This window comes from Algorimicrobium echini (assembly GCF_900115185.1).
GTDB classification, from domain to species: domain Bacteria; phylum Bacteroidota; class Bacteroidia; order Flavobacteriales; family Flavobacteriaceae; genus Algorimicrobium; species Algorimicrobium echini.
The window spans coordinates 995181-1012326 of record NZ_FOVN01000001.1 but is presented as its reverse complement, the minus strand read 5'-3'; the positions used below and the strand labels follow the sequence as shown (position 1 = coordinate 1012326).

At 33.9% G+C, this 17146-nt stretch carries 15 protein-coding genes; 7 read left to right on the top strand and 8 right to left on the bottom strand.

Features of this window, described 5'->3' with window-relative positions; all coding sequences use genetic code 11:
• The 4 genes from BM239_RS04600 to BM239_RS04585 are packed head-to-tail and all read right to left on the bottom strand — an operon-like array spanning position 1 to position 4588.
• Positions 1 to 1014 (bottom strand): carboxypeptidase-like regulatory domain-containing protein, encoded by a 1014-nt coding sequence (locus tag BM239_RS04600; RefSeq protein WP_092206444.1) that lies wholly within the window; start codon positions 1012 to 1014, stop codon positions 1 to 3.
• Complete coding sequence (locus BM239_RS04595; RefSeq protein ID WP_092206443.1) at positions 1004 to 2833, bottom strand: GNAT family N-acyltransferase; 1830 nt, start codon at positions 2831 to 2833, stop codon at positions 1004 to 1006. The genes BM239_RS04600 and BM239_RS04595 overlap by 11 nt, the downstream gene beginning before the upstream one ends.
• Before the next feature lie 23 nt (positions 2834 to 2856).
• Positions 2857 to 4107: an aspartate kinase gene (locus BM239_RS04590; protein WP_092206442.1), complete on the bottom strand. Its 1251-nt coding sequence runs from the start codon at positions 4105 to 4107 to the stop codon at positions 2857 to 2859.
• 1 nt (position 4108) lies between these two features.
• Complete coding sequence (locus BM239_RS04585) at positions 4109 to 4588, bottom strand: GNAT family N-acetyltransferase (protein WP_092206441.1); 480 nt, start codon at positions 4586 to 4588, stop codon at positions 4109 to 4111.
• 118 nt (positions 4589 to 4706) lie between these two features.
• Between BM239_RS04585 and fbp the strand changes: the two genes are divergently transcribed.
• Positions 4707 to 5714: a class 1 fructose-bisphosphatase gene (gene fbp / locus BM239_RS04580; protein WP_092206440.1), complete on the top strand. Its 1008-nt coding sequence runs from the start codon at positions 4707 to 4709 to the stop codon at positions 5712 to 5714.
• 48 nt (positions 5715 to 5762) lie between these two features.
• On the opposite strand, the gene BM239_RS04575 is transcribed toward fbp, so the two are convergent.
• Positions 5763 to 6194, bottom strand: a complete 432-nt coding sequence (locus tag BM239_RS04575; RefSeq protein ID WP_092206439.1) for a TerB family tellurite resistance protein — start codon at positions 6192 to 6194, stop codon at positions 5763 to 5765.
• 203 nt (positions 6195 to 6397) lie between these two features.
• On the opposite strand from BM239_RS04575, the gene mfd reads away from it, so the two are divergent.
• Positions 6398 to 9739, top strand: coding sequence for a transcription-repair coupling factor (gene mfd / locus BM239_RS04570; RefSeq protein WP_092206438.1), 3342 nt, complete (start codon positions 6398 to 6400; stop codon positions 9737 to 9739).
• A gap of 30 nt (positions 9740 to 9769) precedes the next feature.
• Entirely contained in the window at positions 9770 to 11074 is a 1305-nt protein-coding gene (locus tag BM239_RS04565; protein WP_092206437.1) for a TlpA family protein disulfide reductase, read from the top strand.
• Between the two features lie 30 nt (positions 11075 to 11104).
• Here the strand turns inward: BM239_RS04565 and BM239_RS04560 are convergent, their stop codons facing one another.
• Both BM239_RS04560 and BM239_RS04555 read right to left on the bottom strand, forming a co-directional pair.
• Positions 11105 to 11464, bottom strand: a complete 360-nt coding sequence (locus BM239_RS04560; RefSeq protein WP_092206436.1) for a YraN family protein — start codon at positions 11462 to 11464, stop codon at positions 11105 to 11107.
• A 53-nt stretch (positions 11465 to 11517) separates the two neighbouring features.
• A complete protein-coding gene (locus BM239_RS04555; RefSeq protein WP_092206435.1) occupies positions 11518 to 12387 on the bottom strand; it encodes a winged helix-turn-helix domain-containing protein in 870 nt (289 codons plus the stop codon).
• A 123-nt stretch (positions 12388 to 12510) separates the two neighbouring features.
• Between BM239_RS04555 and BM239_RS04550 the strand changes: the two genes are divergently transcribed.
• The 3 genes from BM239_RS04550 to BM239_RS04540 all read left to right on the top strand — a co-directional run bounded on the left by BM239_RS04550 (position 12511) and on the right by BM239_RS04540 (position 13839).
• On the top strand, positions 12511 to 13101 hold the full coding sequence (locus BM239_RS04550; RefSeq protein WP_143094890.1) for a hypothetical protein: 591 nt from the start codon (positions 12511 to 12513) through the stop codon (positions 13099 to 13101).
• A gap of 85 nt (positions 13102 to 13186) precedes the next feature.
• Positions 13187 to 13489, top strand: coding sequence for a TFIIB-type zinc ribbon-containing protein (locus BM239_RS04545; protein ID WP_092206784.1), 303 nt, complete (start codon positions 13187 to 13189; stop codon positions 13487 to 13489).
• Positions 13486 to 13839, top strand: a complete 354-nt coding sequence (locus tag BM239_RS04540; protein WP_092206433.1) for a hypothetical protein — start codon at positions 13486 to 13488, stop codon at positions 13837 to 13839. The genes BM239_RS04545 and BM239_RS04540 overlap by 4 nt, the downstream gene beginning before the upstream one ends.
• On the opposite strand, the gene BM239_RS04535 is transcribed toward BM239_RS04540, so the two are convergent.
• Positions 13831 to 14847 (bottom strand): S66 peptidase family protein, encoded by a 1017-nt coding sequence (locus tag BM239_RS04535; protein WP_177208978.1) that lies wholly within the window; start codon positions 14845 to 14847, stop codon positions 13831 to 13833. The genes BM239_RS04540 and BM239_RS04535 overlap by 9 nt on opposite strands.
• 206 nt (positions 14848 to 15053) lie before the next feature.
• Between BM239_RS04535 and metG the strand changes: the two genes are divergently transcribed.
• A complete protein-coding gene (gene metG / locus BM239_RS04530; RefSeq protein ID WP_092206431.1) occupies positions 15054 to 17138 on the top strand; it encodes a methionine--tRNA ligase in 2085 nt (694 codons plus the stop codon).
• Positions 17139 to 17146 lie beyond the last annotated feature (8 nt).

Here is a 17146-nt window from a genome sequence, read left to right as displayed (position 1 = left end):
CTAATCTTTTTCTGGCTGATAATCCAGTGGTAGCGTATCAGCAATTCGTTGTTTACCAAAATAACCAGTAAAAATAAGGCCATCTACAGGTGAATGATTACCATTTTTATCCAAATAAAAATAGGTGTCTTTACTAGTTATTCTAGATTGATTATGTGTGTCATTATCATAAACAACCAACAAAGGTTTAAACAATCGCACTTGATACAATTCTGGATTATCGGTAGCATAGATACTGATAAAGTTTTTTTGTGGTACTTCCTTGCCCTCAAATATCAATTTAAATTTATTATCCGCTAATTTCCCTAGTAATAAGACACGCATAAAATGCAATACCGAACCGTTATAAACTTTATTTCTTCGCTTAATAATTCGTTTATTTACAGCACCTGACATGTAAAAAGATGTTCCTGCATAAAAAACACTTGAAGGGTAAAAATCTTGTAAGTTATCACCCATCTGATAGGTTACTTCAAAATCTTGTAAGTCGTATTGAATTTGGTACTTTAGGTTTTCATTCAAAATAACCAAAGGCGTTGTAGCACTTGCCACTAGTTTGTTTTCGGTTTCTAGGAACTGTAAACGAATAACTTCTTCATTTAAAATTTTACAGGATAACGCGTTATTGGTTTCTCCTAAAAAATAGGTTTTGAAATCTTTCAATTTCCGTGCACGCGACCAAGAATCTTTGGACTCTAAAAACACTTCGTTTAAAGCATTAATATCTTCAACTAAAAAAATGGTCAGTTTTTCTTCAGTGGAATAATTAGAGATAACTTGTTTTTTATATCCCAAAAAGGAAACTACTAACGGACTATTGATAGAAGCCGATTTGGTGATATTAAAAAGTCCTTCCATGTCTGAAATTGTACCAACGGTTGTATTATCGAAATATACAGAAGCACCTTCAATTGGTGTATTTGTTTTTGAGTCAACAATGATACCTGAAACCTCTTGAGGAAAAGATTTTACAACACACAATAGAAAAAATAGAAAGATTACATTAGCTTTCATTTTGTTCAGAAAGCTTACGTTCTAACTCTGCCTGAAACTCTTCCATTACTGGCTTTACAGTGCTTTCAGGCAAATCGGCAATTTTAATATACATCAAACCATCAACCGAATTATTAAATAACGGATCCACATTAAAGGCTACTAATCTGGCGTTTTGTTTGATGTATTTTTTAAGCAAAACTGGCAAACGTAATGCACCTGGTTCAACCTCATCTATTATTTTGTCAAACTTATTTAAATCGGCTTCTGCTTCATCAAACACAAAGTCTTTATCTGCATCTTTTAGTTTAACTTTAAATTCTTTTTTAGGATGCACATACTGTGCAACATAAGGATCGTAATAATGAGATTTCATAAACTCTATCATTAACGATTTAGAAAAGTTTGTGAATTGATTACTAATACTAACACCTCCAATTAAATATTTATGTTCTGGATACCGCAAGGTGGTATGAACAATCCCTTTCCAAAGAAGGAATAAAGGCATGGGCTTTTGCTGATAACTCTTTATAATAAACGCACGACCCATTTCAATGGATTGGCTCATCATTTTATAGAGTTCTGGTTCAAAACGGAATAAATCTTGAAGATAAAATCCATCTATACCAAACTTTTTAAATATTTGAGATCCGAGACCCATTCTATAAGCTCCAACTAGAATATCTTCATCAGAATCCCAAAGAAACATATGGTGATAATAGGTATCAAATGCGTCTAAATCTATAGCTTCATTGGTTCCTTCGCCTACTTCACGAAACGTTATTTCGCGTAGTCGCCCAATTTCTTGCAAGATATTAGGTACTTTATTAGCAGGTGCTAAAAACACCTCGTAATTTTTACTTTGTAGAAGTCGGAAATCACCTTCACGTAGCACAGCTACCTCTTTCGTCATTAACTTTTTATCAACCTGACCTACAATCCGTTTTGGAGGTTTTGGTAATTTTAATTTTGTTGGAAAGTTACTTAATAAATTATCTTTTTCATCAAATGAATTAGATAGCATATATGTTTTTCGCCTTAAAAACTCCGAAAAACTCTCTAGCGTAGCATGTTCATTTTGATCTGCAACTGGTATTGGTCTACCAATTCTTACTTTAATTGTTCGGCGTTTTTGTGTTAGTAATTCACTTGGCAATTTAGCCGTTCTAAATGTGTCACTAATTTTTGATAGTTTATAAAATAGCTGACTGTTTTTGGCATGAAAATAAATAGGAACAACAGGCACGTTGGCTTTTTGAATGAGTTTAATAGCAGCAGGTTCCCAAGGTCTATCCACAACTAATTTACCGTCACGATAGGTTGAAACTTCACCCGCTGGAAAAACACCTAACGGATGACCTTCTCGTAAATGAAGAATAGCATTTTTAAATCCTGCAATACTTGATTGGGCATCTTTCTTGTCCTCAAAAGGGTTTACAGGCATGATGTAAGGCTTTAAAGGCTCTATTCTATTAAGTAAAAAATTAGCAATTATCTTAAAGTCTTTACGTTGCTCCAACATTAATTTTAAGAGCAAAATACCATCAATTCCACCTAATGGATGGTTGGAAACAGTAATAAAAGGACCTTCTTTTGGTAAGCGTTTTAAGTCTTCTTCAGGAATATCAAATTTTATTTGAAATTCATCTAAAATACTATCTAAAAATTTTAAATCGGACAAATGCTTATTGCGATTATAGATAGCATTTAATGTAGAAATTTTTAGTAATTTCATTAAACCCCAACCAGCAAAAGTGCCAATAATACCATACTTATCAAGTTGTATAGCTTTTGCGACTTCCTTTGCGGATACTAATCCTTTTTCTGATTGTTTGCTCATTTAAACAAATGTAATTAAAAAATTTATGCAGTTATCATTTGCATAGTTTCTTGTGCTAATTGCTTCATTAAAACCGTTTTACCTTGTTCTAACTGCGAAACAACTTCAGTATTATAATGTCTGATTGTGTATAAAGATACATTTTCATGGCAAGTTACCTTGAATTTTGCTTTTAAATGTTGCAATAACTTATCCAGATTGTGGTAAATATCATCCACACAAACTGAAAAACTAATAGCTGAATTTTGAATGACATCTACTTTCATTTTATACAAATGCAATAAATTGAAAATGTCACTAATATTTTCTTCAACGATGTAAGAAAAATCTAAAGACGATAAGGAGATTAATATTTGATTGCGTTTTAGTATATAACATGGAATTTCAGGCTCTATCCCTTTTCCTTTTCCTACACAGGTTCCAGGGTTTTGAGGATTTAAAAACGACTTTACAAATAACGGTATTTCCTTACGCTGTAATGGCTGTAATGTTTTTGGATGAATGACAGATGCACCATAAAATGCCAACTCAATAGCCTCTCTATACGAAATAGAATTTAATAATTGTGCGTTTTCAAAATATCGCGGATCTGCATTTAAAACACCAGGAACATCTTTCCAAATAGTAACACTTTCAGCATTTAAACAGTAAGCAAAAATAGCAGCTGTATAATCACTACCCTCACGCCCTAAAGTTGTTGTAAAATTATTAGCATCACTACCTAAAAAACCCTGTGTTATATTTAGTTTATTCTGATTGAAATGGGTAGTAATTTGTAATTGTGTTTCCAACCAATTTACATTGGCTCGTCTATAATAATTATCCGTTTTTATAAATTCACGAACATCCAACCAGTTATTTTCTAAACCAACTTCGTTAAGGTAAGCACTAATAATGGTTGTAGATGCTAATTCTCCATAACCAATGGCTTGGTCGTAAACAAAGTTATAATCTGGGGACTTGTTACGGTCGAAAAAAGCGGCCAACTCATCAAATAATTTAGATATTTTATTAAAAATGATATGGTTTTCATTTTCAAATAAATCGAGTAAAATGGCGTTATGGAACTTACGAACTTCTTGGAGCGAACTTTGTAATTCGGTTTTATTATCAAAATAATTACCAACAACACTTTCCAAGGCATTGGTCATTTTGCCCATGGCAGACACAACAATCAATGTGTTTTTATGTCCAGCTTCTTGTAAAACAGTTACTAAATTTTTTACACCTTGTGCATCCTTAACAGAGGCACCACCAAATTTAAATACTTGCATGCTATAAGTTTAATAGGTATTCTTTAATTGCTTTTTCATTAAGATGTACCACATTCCAATCGCGCATAACGTTAGCGCCTTTTTGCTCATAAAAAGTAATGGCTGGTTCATTCCAATCTAACACTTCCCAACTAATCCGTTTTACGCCTAATTGATTTCCGTATTTTACCACCTCATCTAATAGAATTGTACCAATACCCTGTCCACGCATGGCTTGACTAACAACTAAATCTTCCAGATGCAAAACAGAACCTTTCCATGTAGAATAACGCATATAAACCAACGCAATTCCTACAATATTTGTACGGTTTTCTGCAACAAAACAATGAAATGCAGGATTCTCTCCAAACCCATCACGTTCTAAATCAGTTGTAGTAATTTCTACCGCTTTAGGTTCCTTCTCAAAAACAGCCAACTCATTAATCAGTTTTATAACCGCTTTCATATCGCCTTTTTGTGCTACCCGAACCGAAATACTCATACCTTAATTTTGGCGTAAATATAGTTTAAACTTGGGTATTTAACCACATATAATTTTGACGAAAACGTTGTAGTTTCCTAAAAAATACGATATTTGCACAAACCATACACACACGTTCATGTCAAGAAAAAATCAAACGCTCGGTGAGTTTATTATTGAAAATCAGTCCTCTTTCAAATATACATCAGGTGAATTATCCCGATTAATTAATTCCATCCGTTTAGCTGCCAAGGTCGTTAATCATGAAGTTAATAAAGCTGGGTTAGTTGATATTATTGGAGCAGCTGGCGAAACTAACATACAAGGTGAAGATCAACAAAAACTGGACGTTTATGCTAATGATAAGTTTATTCAAACGTTAACCAATAGAAATATTGTTTGTGGTATTGCTAGTGAGGAAGAAGATGATTTTATATCCATTAACAGTCAAGATGAAAACAATAATAATAAGTATGTAGTTTTAATTGATCCCTTGGATGGCTCTTCTAATATTGATGTTAATGTGTCTGTGGGTACTATTTTTTCTATTTACAGACGGGTAACACCAGTTGGGACACCCGTTCAATTAGAAGATTTTTTACAAAAAGGCAATCAGCAAGTAGCAGCTGGTTATGTGGTTTATGGCACGTCCACTATGTTGGTTTATACAACTGGTCATGGTGTTAATGGTTTTACTTTAAACCCAGCTATTGGAACATTCTACTTATCGCATCCAAACATGACCTTTGCTAAAGATGGTAAAATATACTCTGTTAATGAAGGGAATTATATTCATTTTCCACAAGGCATTAAAAACTATATTAAATATTGCCAAATGGAAGAAGGAGACAGACCATACACCTCAAGATATATTGGATCTTTAGTATCAGACTTCCATAGAAACATGATTAAAGGTGGTATTTATTTATATCCTAAAAGTTCAAAAACATCAAACGGGAAATTACGTTTATTATATGAATGCAACCCAATGGCCTTTTTAGCTGAACAAGCTCAAGGAAAAGCCAGTGATGGCTTTACACGTATTTTAGATATTGAACCTACTGAACTCCACCAACGTGTCCCTTTTATTTGTGGCAGTTGGAATATGGTAGAAAAAGCAGAAGAGTTTATGCGTTTAGCACCATAAAAAAAAGCCACTAATTAAGTGGCTTTTTTTTTATTAACTGTATAAATATTAACGATTCATTTGCTTCATTTCCTCGGTAAAAGTATCTAAATCAACTCCATTATTTACCAGAGTTAAAGCCTTATCAACAATATACTTTACATTTTCAGATGAAAATCCAAGGCCAATGGCTATTTTGCGCAATACAATTTCCTCATGATCACCTTTAATATGATCCACATAAACCATACGAGCCAAATCATATAAACGCTCTAATCGTCTATCATAAGACGTTGGTGGATTGATTGGATGCGATTGGTAATCCTTTAAAATCATTTTGTAATCCGCCTCGCTAATATCTAAATTTCTTGCTAAACGATCTAAAAATGCTTTTTCTTCATCGGTAATAATACCATCATCCATAGCAACTCTCACAATGGAAGCAAAATGATCTTCGTTCCGTTTTTTAAATCCGCTGTCGAATAAATCTGAAAATGACATATCTTTCTATTTTTAATCCCCACATTTAGGGACTGCAAATATAAATAAAGTTACCACTCTTTAAAATATTAATTTCGCTTTTTTAACAGATGATTTTTTATTTTCAATTTTTAATTGAAGTCGAAAAAAAATAGGCTAACATCAATTTAAAAAAGAAAGTTTAAAGCCTGTAATTACTATATTTGCACAAAATAAAATTGCTTTTGAGTACATCCATCCTCTCGCAAACATACGCACAGGCTTTGCAAACGCAAAATCTGCAAACTGCTATTGCCCAAACCCAGAATCGTACACATATAAAAGGCCTTGTTGGCTCGGCATTTTCCCTCGTTATTAGTGAAGCGTTTAAACAAGCAGACAAACCTTTTTTACTGGTTTTTAACGATAAGGAAGAAGCTGCTTTCCACCTCAACGATTTGGAAATCCTATTAAATGATAAAGATGTGCTTTTTTATCCAGGAAGTTATAGACGGCCTTATCAAATTGAAGAAACGGATAACGCTAACGTTCTACTACGCTCCGAAGTTTTAAACCGTATTAATTCGCGTAAAAAACCAGCCATTATAATCACTTATCCAGATGCGCTTTTTGAAAAAGTTGTAACCAGACGAGAACTGGAAAAGAACACACTCAAAATTTCGGTGAATGATAATTTATCCATCGATTTTGTAAACGAAGTCCTTTTCGAATACAAATTTAAACGTGTTGATTTTGTTACCGAACCTGGGGAATTTTCAGTACGTGGTGGTATTGTAGATGTGTTTTCATTTTCCCATGACGAACCCTACCGAATTGAATTTTTTGGTGATGATGTTGATAGTATCCGAACCTTTGATGTGGAAACACAATTGTCCACAGATCAGATTAAAAAAATAAGCATCATTCCAAACGTTGCAAATAAATTTCTTGACGAAAGCAGACAAAGTTTCTTAAAATACATTGCCCAGAAAACCGTTGTTTTTACAAAAAATGCCGATCTGGTTTTCGATAGAATTGACGATTTTTATAGCAAAGCCGAAGAGGCTTTTAAAAACCTATCGTCTGAACTGAAACATGCCGAACCTGAAACTTTATTTTGTAACGCAACGGAATTAAAAAAGCAATTACTGGATTTCAATTTAGTAGAATTTGGTAGCAAAGCCGTTTTTGCTTCACAAGACCATATAATTACATTCAACACCACACCACAACCAGCTTTCAATAAGCAATTCAACTTATTGATAGACGATTTAAACTTGCATCATGACAAGGGTTACACCAATTACATTGCCTGTGTTAGTGAACAGCAAGCCAAACGGTTTCATGATATTTTTGATGATGCGGAACAAACCGTTCATTATAAAACCATCGTCCTGTCCTTATACCAAGGATTTGTAGACCATGAAAATAAAATTACTTGTTATACGGATCACCAAATATTCGAGCGCTATCATAAATTTCATTTAAAAAATGGCTACGCTAAAAAACAAGCTATTACTTTAAAAGAGCTAACCAATTTAGATATTGGCGATTATGTAACACATATAGACCATGGAATTGGACGCTTTGGAGGGCTTCAAAAAATAGATGTTGAAGGACAAAAACAAGAGGCTATTAAATTAATTTATGGTGAACGCGATGTGCTATATTTAAGCATTCATTCATTACATAAAATAACCAAATTTAATGGTAAGGATGGTAAGCCTCCTAAAGTTTATAAGTTAGGAAGTAAAGCTTGGAAAACACTTAAAGCCAAAACCAAATCGCGCGTTAAGGAAATTGCGTTTAATTTAATTCAAGTTTATGCCAAACGGAAATTAGAAAAAGGCCATCAATATCATCCAGACAGCCACATGCAACATGAGCTGGAAGCCTCTTTTATTTATGAAGATACACCAGACCAAAGTACAGCAACTGCTGATGTAAAAGCAGATATGGAAAGTAAACGTCCTATGGACAGACTGGTTTGTGGTGATGTGGGTTTTGGTAAAACGGAAGTCGCTATTCGTGCCGCTTTTAAAGCCGTAGACAATGGTAAGCAAGTTGCCGTATTAGTTCCTACAACCATTTTAGCCTATCAACATTCCCGAACTTTTAGAGAGCGCTTAAAAGATTTTCCCGTAACGGTAGATTACCTTAACCGTTTTAGAACGGCTAAAGAAAAACGCGAAACTTTAGAAAATTTAGAGTCTGGTTCCGTAGATATTATTATTGGTACGCACCAATTGGTAAACAAAAATGTCAAGTTTAAAGATTTAGGTTTGCTAATTGTAGATGAAGAACAAAAATTTGGTGTTGCCGTAAAAGAAAAGTTAAAAACTTTAAAAGATAATGTAGATGTCTTGACCTTAACGGCAACACCAATTCCAAGAACCTTGCAATTTAGCTTAATGGCTGCTCGCGACTTATCGGTTATTACAACGCCTCCACCTAATAGATATCCTATAGAAAGTCATGTCATTCGATTTACCGAGGAGAGCATTCGCGATGCTGTAACCTATGAAATTCAACGTGGTGGACAGATATTTTTTATCCACAACCGCATTGAAAACATCAAGGAAGTAGCTGGTATGATTCAACGATTAGTACCTGATGCTAAAATTGGCATTGGTCATGGCCAAATGGAAGGAAAAAAACTAGAGCAACTGATGTTAGCTTTTATTAATGGTGAATTTGATGTTTTAGTCAGCACTACCATAGTAGAAAGTGGATTAGATGTTCCAAATGCCAATACCATTTTTATTAATAACGCGAATAATTTTGGCTTAAGTGATTTGCACCAAATGCGCGGACGTGTTGGGCGAAGTAATAAAAAGGCCTTTTGTTACTTTATTACTCCCGAATATTCAGCCATGACCGAAGATGCTAGAAAGCGAATTACAGCCCTAGAGCAATTTAGCGAATTAGGCAGCGGCTTTAATATTGCTATGAAAGATTTAGAAATTCGTGGTGCTGGCGATTTATTAGGTGGTGAGCAAAGCGGATTTATAAACGATATTGGTTTTGATACTTACCAAAAAATTCTAAATGAAGCCATTGACGAACTGAAAGAAACCGAATTTGCAGATTTATACGAAGATGATGGTAAAGAAAAAGAATATGTTAAAGATATTACCATAGATAGCGATTTTGAATTACTGTTTCCAGACGATTATGTGAATAATATTTCGGAACGTTTAATTCTGTACACCAAATTGAACGAGGTAAAAACAGAAGCCGAACTTGAAAAATTTGAAAGCGACATTCGCGATCGTTTTGGAGAACTACCAACCCAAGTAGAGGACTTAATGAATAGCGTTCGTATTAAATGGGTTGCAACTAAAATGGGACTAGAAAAAGTAGTGATGAAGCAAAATAAACTAATTGGTTATTTTATTACCGATCAGAAAAGTGGATTTTATCAAAGTCCGAATTTTACACGTGTTTTACAATTCGTACAAACGCATCCGCAAGCATGTAAAATGAAAGAAAAGCAAACTAGAAATGGTTTGCGATTATTGTTAACCTTCGAAAACATTAATAGTGTTGACAAAGCCTTACAGGTTTTAAAACCAATTGTGGCATAAGCCTTGCTATGATAAATAAAACATATTATTATGAAAAAATATCTTCTTCTGTGTCTATTATTACCATTAGTAACGTTCGCTCAACACAGCATTCAAGGTCAGTTTTCACCGGCTGAATCATTCAGTTTTGCATTGCTTTATCATGTAACACCTAGTGGTACAAACTACATTGAACAAGCTAAAACAAATACCGACGGAAGTTGGATAATCAATTTAAATGAAGATTCGGAAGTTGGGATTTATAAAATAGTGTACGCAACACCTGTTGAAGCCAATAATTTTGATGTATTTTATAACGGAAAAGAATCTATTTCATTAACCTTCGATTTAGAAACAGGATTACATTTTGTAATATCAGAAGAGAATAAATTATGGCAAAACTATACAGATAGTATTTTTAAACTAAACCATCAAATCAGTGACTATTTTATGACACAAAAAACGGATACATCTGAAATAACTGCCATTTTTAAAACATTGAAAAACACGCAAGATGCGTTCGAAAAAAAATCGTCAAACATGATGGTTTCCCCTTTTATAAAATCCAACAGAACCTATATTCCAGATGTTTATGAAGATGTGAGTACGTATTCAGCAAATCTAAAGAAACACTATTTTGATTATATGGATTTTAGTAATCCGTTATTACTAAGCTCTGATTTTTTAAATGAGCGTGTAGAAGCTTATGTTTTGGCAATGCCAGAAGATGCACACTACTACAAAATGGCTATAGATGACGTTGTAAATGCAACAAAGGATAATGAGGACGCCAAAATTATGATTCTGGAAAATCTGTGGAAAATCATGATGGATAAACAGCAACCTGAAGTAGTAAATTATATTAGCGACATCTACTTATTACCACTAGCCAAGGCAACTAATAATACATCTTTAATAGAAGCTTTAGAAGATTATAATAAATCTGCCATTGGTAAAAAAGCTACGGATTTTAATTTTACCTATTTAGAAAACAACAAGGCTATTAAAACAACCTTATATAATTTTAATACCTCAAAAAACACACTTCTTATTTTTTGGAGTAGCGGATGTAGTCATTGTTTGCAGGAGTTGCCAAAAGTTAAAACACTAATGGAAAACCATCCAAATATTACCGTTTTAGCTTATGGTTTGGAAGATGGCGTTAGAAATTGGAATCAAACTATTGAGCATTTTCCAAGTTTTATTCATACTTACGATTTAAAAAAATGGGAAAGTCCTTTAATTAAGGCTTATGGCGTTTCTGCCACACCATCCTATTTCGTTTTAGATTCTGATAAGATTATTTTAGCAAAGCCAGAACATGTTGAAGATTTGGAAAGTTATTTTAATAAATAATTTCAGAAAATAATCATTTTTGATGGCGACTTAAAAATGATAAAACGCATTTTCATAATGCGAAATAGTTTCAGTAGTTTTATTTTTCAGAACAGCTATAATATCAAACCGACTTTCTAAATCAATGTCATTTTCGGTTACATAAGCATCCATAGCTTTTACGAGTAATTTAACTTTTCCTGGCGTAACAAATTCTTGCGGATCGCCAAAAAAATCGGAATTACGAGTTTTCACTTCCACGCAAATCAGTTGATTGTTGTGTCTGGCAATTATATCTATTTCGGCTTTTTGAAATCGGTAGTTTCGCTCTAAAATAGCATAGCCTTTAGCTTGCAAATACTCTGCTGCTAGTTGTTCTCCTAAATCTCCTAATTCGTTATGGTGTGCCATGACCAGTTCCCATATCAATCAATATTAATTACAAGATAGTGAATTAGTAGAGTTTAAGTCTGGTTTAATTCAAGCTTATACCCAACTCCATGGACATTAGTAATTTTTATAGATGAATCATCTTGGAGTTTCTTACGTAATTTAGAAATATATGTATCTAAACTTCTGCCAACAAAAACACCATGATCCTCCCATACTTTTTTAGTAAGCTCATCGCGTTTTATAATTTGATTTGGATGGGCTACAAATATTTCTAACAGCTCACATTCCTTTTTAGAAAGACTAATTTCTTCTGTTTGCTTCACCAATTTATTCTGTTCTGGATAAAAATAAAAACTACCAATTTCAGAATAATTTCCCGATTCAACAGGTTTCAAAGCTGCTTCTTTTGCTTTATAAAAACCGAAAAACAACAAGCTACAACCGCCTATTAGCAAGCTATAAAATCCAGCATTTTTTAAAGATGTTTGCGGTTTAAAATCCGTAAACACTACCTCAATAGCGTAACAACTTTCTGGTAAATACCGACCGCTACAAGGCACAATGCTATTTTCTACATTATTTAAAATTTGAAAACTATAGGCAACCTCTTGCGCTTCGCAAGCAATGGTTTCCACGATATAATTATTGGGAAGTTTTGCTTTTTGAAATGCCGAATCAATAATAGAAACTAACTGACTAGGTTCAAAAGATAAAGGGTTTTCAAAGGTTAATTGAAAATTATTGTTTTTAAGCGCTTTTACAGGTAAAACTAATGATGTAGAGTCTTGATTAATAAGTAATAATTGGTTGCCAACATCGCGTAAAGACACCTTAACCCGTTCCGAAAACAAGGCATGATTATCATTAGAAGTAAGTAGTAATACAATTGAGAATAATACAATAAGTAACCCACTAATTTTAAAAATAAATCTTTTTGTCATAACAACTGTAAAGAACTAACATTTTGCTGACTTTTTACAACCGTTTACACTTCTTTTACATTTTTTTGACACTTTTTGAAGGTGTTTCAGCTAGTTTTACTAATAAATCAAAACGAATTAATTATGTACAAATCAGTTATTTACAGTCTTATTTTTTTAAGCACAGCATGTATTCAAACCAAAACAATGAATACAGAGTCAAATCAAGAGTTAGCCACACTAACCGATAATGAAAACCAGAATTCATTGGAATTTAATGGTAATCCGTTATTTATTACTGATCCGTATGATATAGAATTAACAATAAAAGAAACCGAAAACAGCGGCTACCAATTAGTAACAGAAATTATACTAAAAAATGATTCTTATTTTGTATCTCCACACTCTAAAGTTGCTTACAAAGGCAGGTTTAGTTCCGATTTGCAGAAAAACAAAAACCTTGAAATGATTAATAAAATTATTGAAACTCCACGTACTGTTGAAGAGATAGACCCACATCCTTTTGTAAATGGTCCAGTAAATTGGGTTCGTGAAAACACAACTTACAGACAACCTTTAAAACTTCATACAGATTCTGATTTTGAAGTTTCGGGATTAATCAAGTTTACTATTGAGCCTCGATGCTCTCTAGAGAAAATTGGTTATACAATTAGCTATAAAAATGGTAAGATGTCTGTAAAAATATTGAAAGGCTGCCAAATTGCAGATTTTTAAGCGTTTATCATATGACACCGTAGCTAATCTGTTTATTCAAGATACATCTTTTAATCGTATCTTTGTTTTTCCATTAAAACGTGATATGGCTAATCAAATAAAATGCCCAAATTGTGGTGTTTACAATACAAATGAAGATTATTGCACAAATTGTGGCACCTTATTGTCCTACCAGAAAAGACGTGAATTAGCGTTTGCACAAGAAGAAAAAGACCGCAAAAAACGTGCTCAGATTCAAAAGGAAACATCACCTTCCTTCTACGAAAAAAATAAAAATCACCGTTTTTTAGTCGTTCGTATTTTTGTAAAAATCATTCATTCCATCTGGATGGCGTTTATGGCTATAGGTATGTTTATTGCCTGGCTCGTTTCAGCAATTGCCGCATGAAAATTATTAAACATCCTGTTTTTATCATAAGTGCATTAATGGCGCTTATAATTTATATGTCGCAAAGATTTCAGCTGCCACTACCTAATTGGATCTACTTTTATGTGAATAATTTTTTATGTATGCCTGTTGTTTTAGGCTTGTGTTTGGCCATTATAAGACGACTAAAAAAAACCGAAAATAGCTACGTACCGTTGGTGGTTGTATTGGGATTAACAACCTATTTTGCAATATATTTTGAATGGTTTATGCCACAAATCAGTACGCGCTATACAACGGATATTATAGATATTGGCTTATATTATTTAGGCGCTATATTATTTTTCAGTATTCAGAAACGCTTATTTTAAAAACTGTAACGTAGACTGCTGGTTACCAACCACTAGTTCCACATTTTGTCCTAAAATCATGGCACGATTATCATCTTCATGACCAGCAGGCATATTAAAAGCAATAGGGAAATCGTAGTCTGATAAGGCATCCAAAATTAATTGTTCAATGGAACTTCCCCAAGCTGTTGTGTTTTTTCTCATTTTAGTCATGTCGCCAACTAAAAGACCAGCACAATTATCAAAGTATCCAGCACGTTTCAAACTCTGTAACATACGGTCTACATGGTATTTGTATTCGCCAATTTCTTCAATAAACAAAATTTTACCCGATGTATCTATACTGCTTTTAGAGCCTAACATGGTATGAAGTATGGTTAAATTCCCTCCAATAAGTGGTGCTGTTACCGCTCCAATTTTATTATAATCAGAACCCTTTAAAATATAAGTAAGTGGTTCGCCAAAAAGCGCTTTTTTAAAGGTAGCTATGGTTTCATCCAAACCGGATTCATCAGCTGTTAAACTGGTGCACATCATGGCATGAATGGTTTCAAAACCGTTATTATGAAAATCATTATGTAAGGCTGTAATATCACTATAACCTATCAACCATTTTGGTTTTTTTTTAAGTTGCGTATAATCTAATTTATCTAAAATGCGTACGGTTCCATAACCACCTCTTGCTGCCCAAATAGCACTAATGGTTGGATTGTCCATGGCTTTCTGCAAATCTTCACAACGTTCAGCATCTGTTCCTGCAAAATGGTTATCCTGACTAAAAACATGCTTACTAACCAAAGCATGTAAACCCCAACTTTCTAATAATTTTATAGCTCGTTGAACTTCTGCTTGGCGATTTTTTAAAATTCCCGAAGGTGCTACAATAGCAACCGTATCACCTGCTTTTAAATAGGATGGTTGTATCAATTTTTGTGTGTTTTGAGTTGATAATTCAGCCTGTTTTGCAGTATTTGTTCCAAAAAACAAAACCGAACAACAGAGAACGACTAGTAATGAGAGTTTCGACATAGGGTAAATGTACATTTTTTTTCACTTGTTATAAATTTTAACCAGCAATAATCTAAAACAGCTTCACTTAAAAATACCTTCTAAAAATAATAATTCCACACTTCAATATAGACCTTAAAATGTGTACTTTTGTGACTTCAAAATTAATAATAAAAAACAGTCAAGCATGCATTTGTCTGCTAGATTTGATATAAGATTTTCACACCATGAATCAACCTAAACGATATACTATTACAGCTGCTTTACCGTACACAAACGGCCCTATACACATTGGCCATTTGGCTGGTGTGTATGTACCTGCTGATATCTACGCACGTTATTTACGCTTAACCAATCATGATGTCGCTTTTATTTGTGGTAGTGATGAACATGGTGTACCTATTACCATTAAAGCTAAAAAAGAAGGTGTGTCACCTCAAGATATCGTTGATAAGTACCATGCCATTATTAAAAAATCGTTTGAAGATTTCGGAATTACCTTTGATAATTATTCCCGAACATCTGCAAAAATTCATCACGATACCGCTCAAGAATTTTTTAAAACCTTATACAATAAAGGTGAATTTATTGAAGAAGTTACCGAACAATTATACGATGAGGAAGCCAATCAGTTTTTAGCCGATCGTTTTGTAACGGGAACCTGCCCAAAATGTGGTAATGAGGACGCTTATGGCGACCAATGTGAAAAATGCGGAAGCAGTTTGAATGCCACGGATTTAATTAATCCTAAATCCGCCATTACTGGAAATGTTCCAACCTTAAAAGAAACCAAACACTGGTTTTTACCATTGGATAAACATGAAGATTTTTTAAAAGAATGGATTTTAAAAGGTCATAAAAAAGATTGGAAACCAAATGTTTATGGGCAAGTAAAATCGTGGATTGATGATGGCTTACGACCACGAGCGGTAACTAGAGATTTGGATTGGGGAATTCCTGTTCCTGTTGAAGGTGGTGAGGGTAAAGTCCTCTACGTCTGGTTTGATGCACCAATTGGATACATATCAGCTACTAAAGAATGGGCCGAACGCGTTGGAAAAGACTGGCAACCATACTGGAAAAGTAACGATACCAAATTGGTACATTTTATAGGAAAAGACAATATTGTATTTCACTGTATTATTTTCCCAAGCATGCTAAAAGCTGAAGGTTCTTTTATATTACCGGACAATGTACCTGCCAATGAATTTTTAAATTTAGAAGGCCAGAAATTATCAACCTCAAAAAACTGGGCGGTTTGGTTACCAGATTATTTGGTAGATTTCCCGAATCAGCAAGATGTGTTGCGTTATGCCTTAACAGCTAATGCACCAGAAAGTAAGGACAACGATTTTACATGGGCTGATTTTCAAGCTAGAAATAATAATGAACTCGTTGCCATCTTCGGAAACTTTATTAATCGTGTGGTGGTTTTAACTAATAAATATTACGATGGTTTTATTCCGGAAGCATCTGATTTTTCGGCAGTAGATGACGATATTTTAGCTGCCATTAAAGCCTATCCAGCCGTTATAGCGAGTTCTATAGAACGCTACCGCTTCCGTGAAGCCTGTCAAGAATTCATGAATTTAGCGCGATTAGGAAATAAATATTTAGCAGACGAAGAACCTTGGAAATTGGTTAAAACAGATGAAGCACGAACCAAAACCATCATGTTTGTAGCCTTACAAATTGCTGCTGCTTTGGCTACTTTAGGCGAACCATTTTTACCCTTTACTTCTGCGAAACTTAAAAAAATTCTGAAGGTCTGTTCTAGTGATTCAACGCAGGAGAATAGTATTGAGAACTCATGGAGCGACATTTCTACTAAAAACACGCTAATTCCAACAGGACATCAAATTGGTCAAGCCGAATTATTGTTTTCAAAAATTGAAGATGAAACCATTCAACAACAATTAGACAAATTAGAAGCCAGTAAAAAAGCGAATGAAGCGGCCAACAAAAAAGTAGAACCTGAAAAAGATACCATTACATTCGAAGATTTCTCGAAACTCGATTTACGGGTAGGAACGATTTTAGAGGCCGAAAAAATGCCAAAAGCCAATAAGCTTTTGGTTTTAAAAGTAGACACCGGAATTGATGTAAGAACTATTGTTTCGGGTATTGCCGAAAGTTTTAAACCCGAAGATATTATTGGCAGAAAAGTGACGGTTTTAGTGAATTTAGCTCCAAGAAAATTACGAGGCGTGGAAAGTCAAGGCATGATTTTAATGACGGAAAACCCAGAAGGTAAATTGGTGTTTGTAAATCCAGATGATGCTTCGGTAACAAATGGACTTCAAATTTCTTAAACCTACTT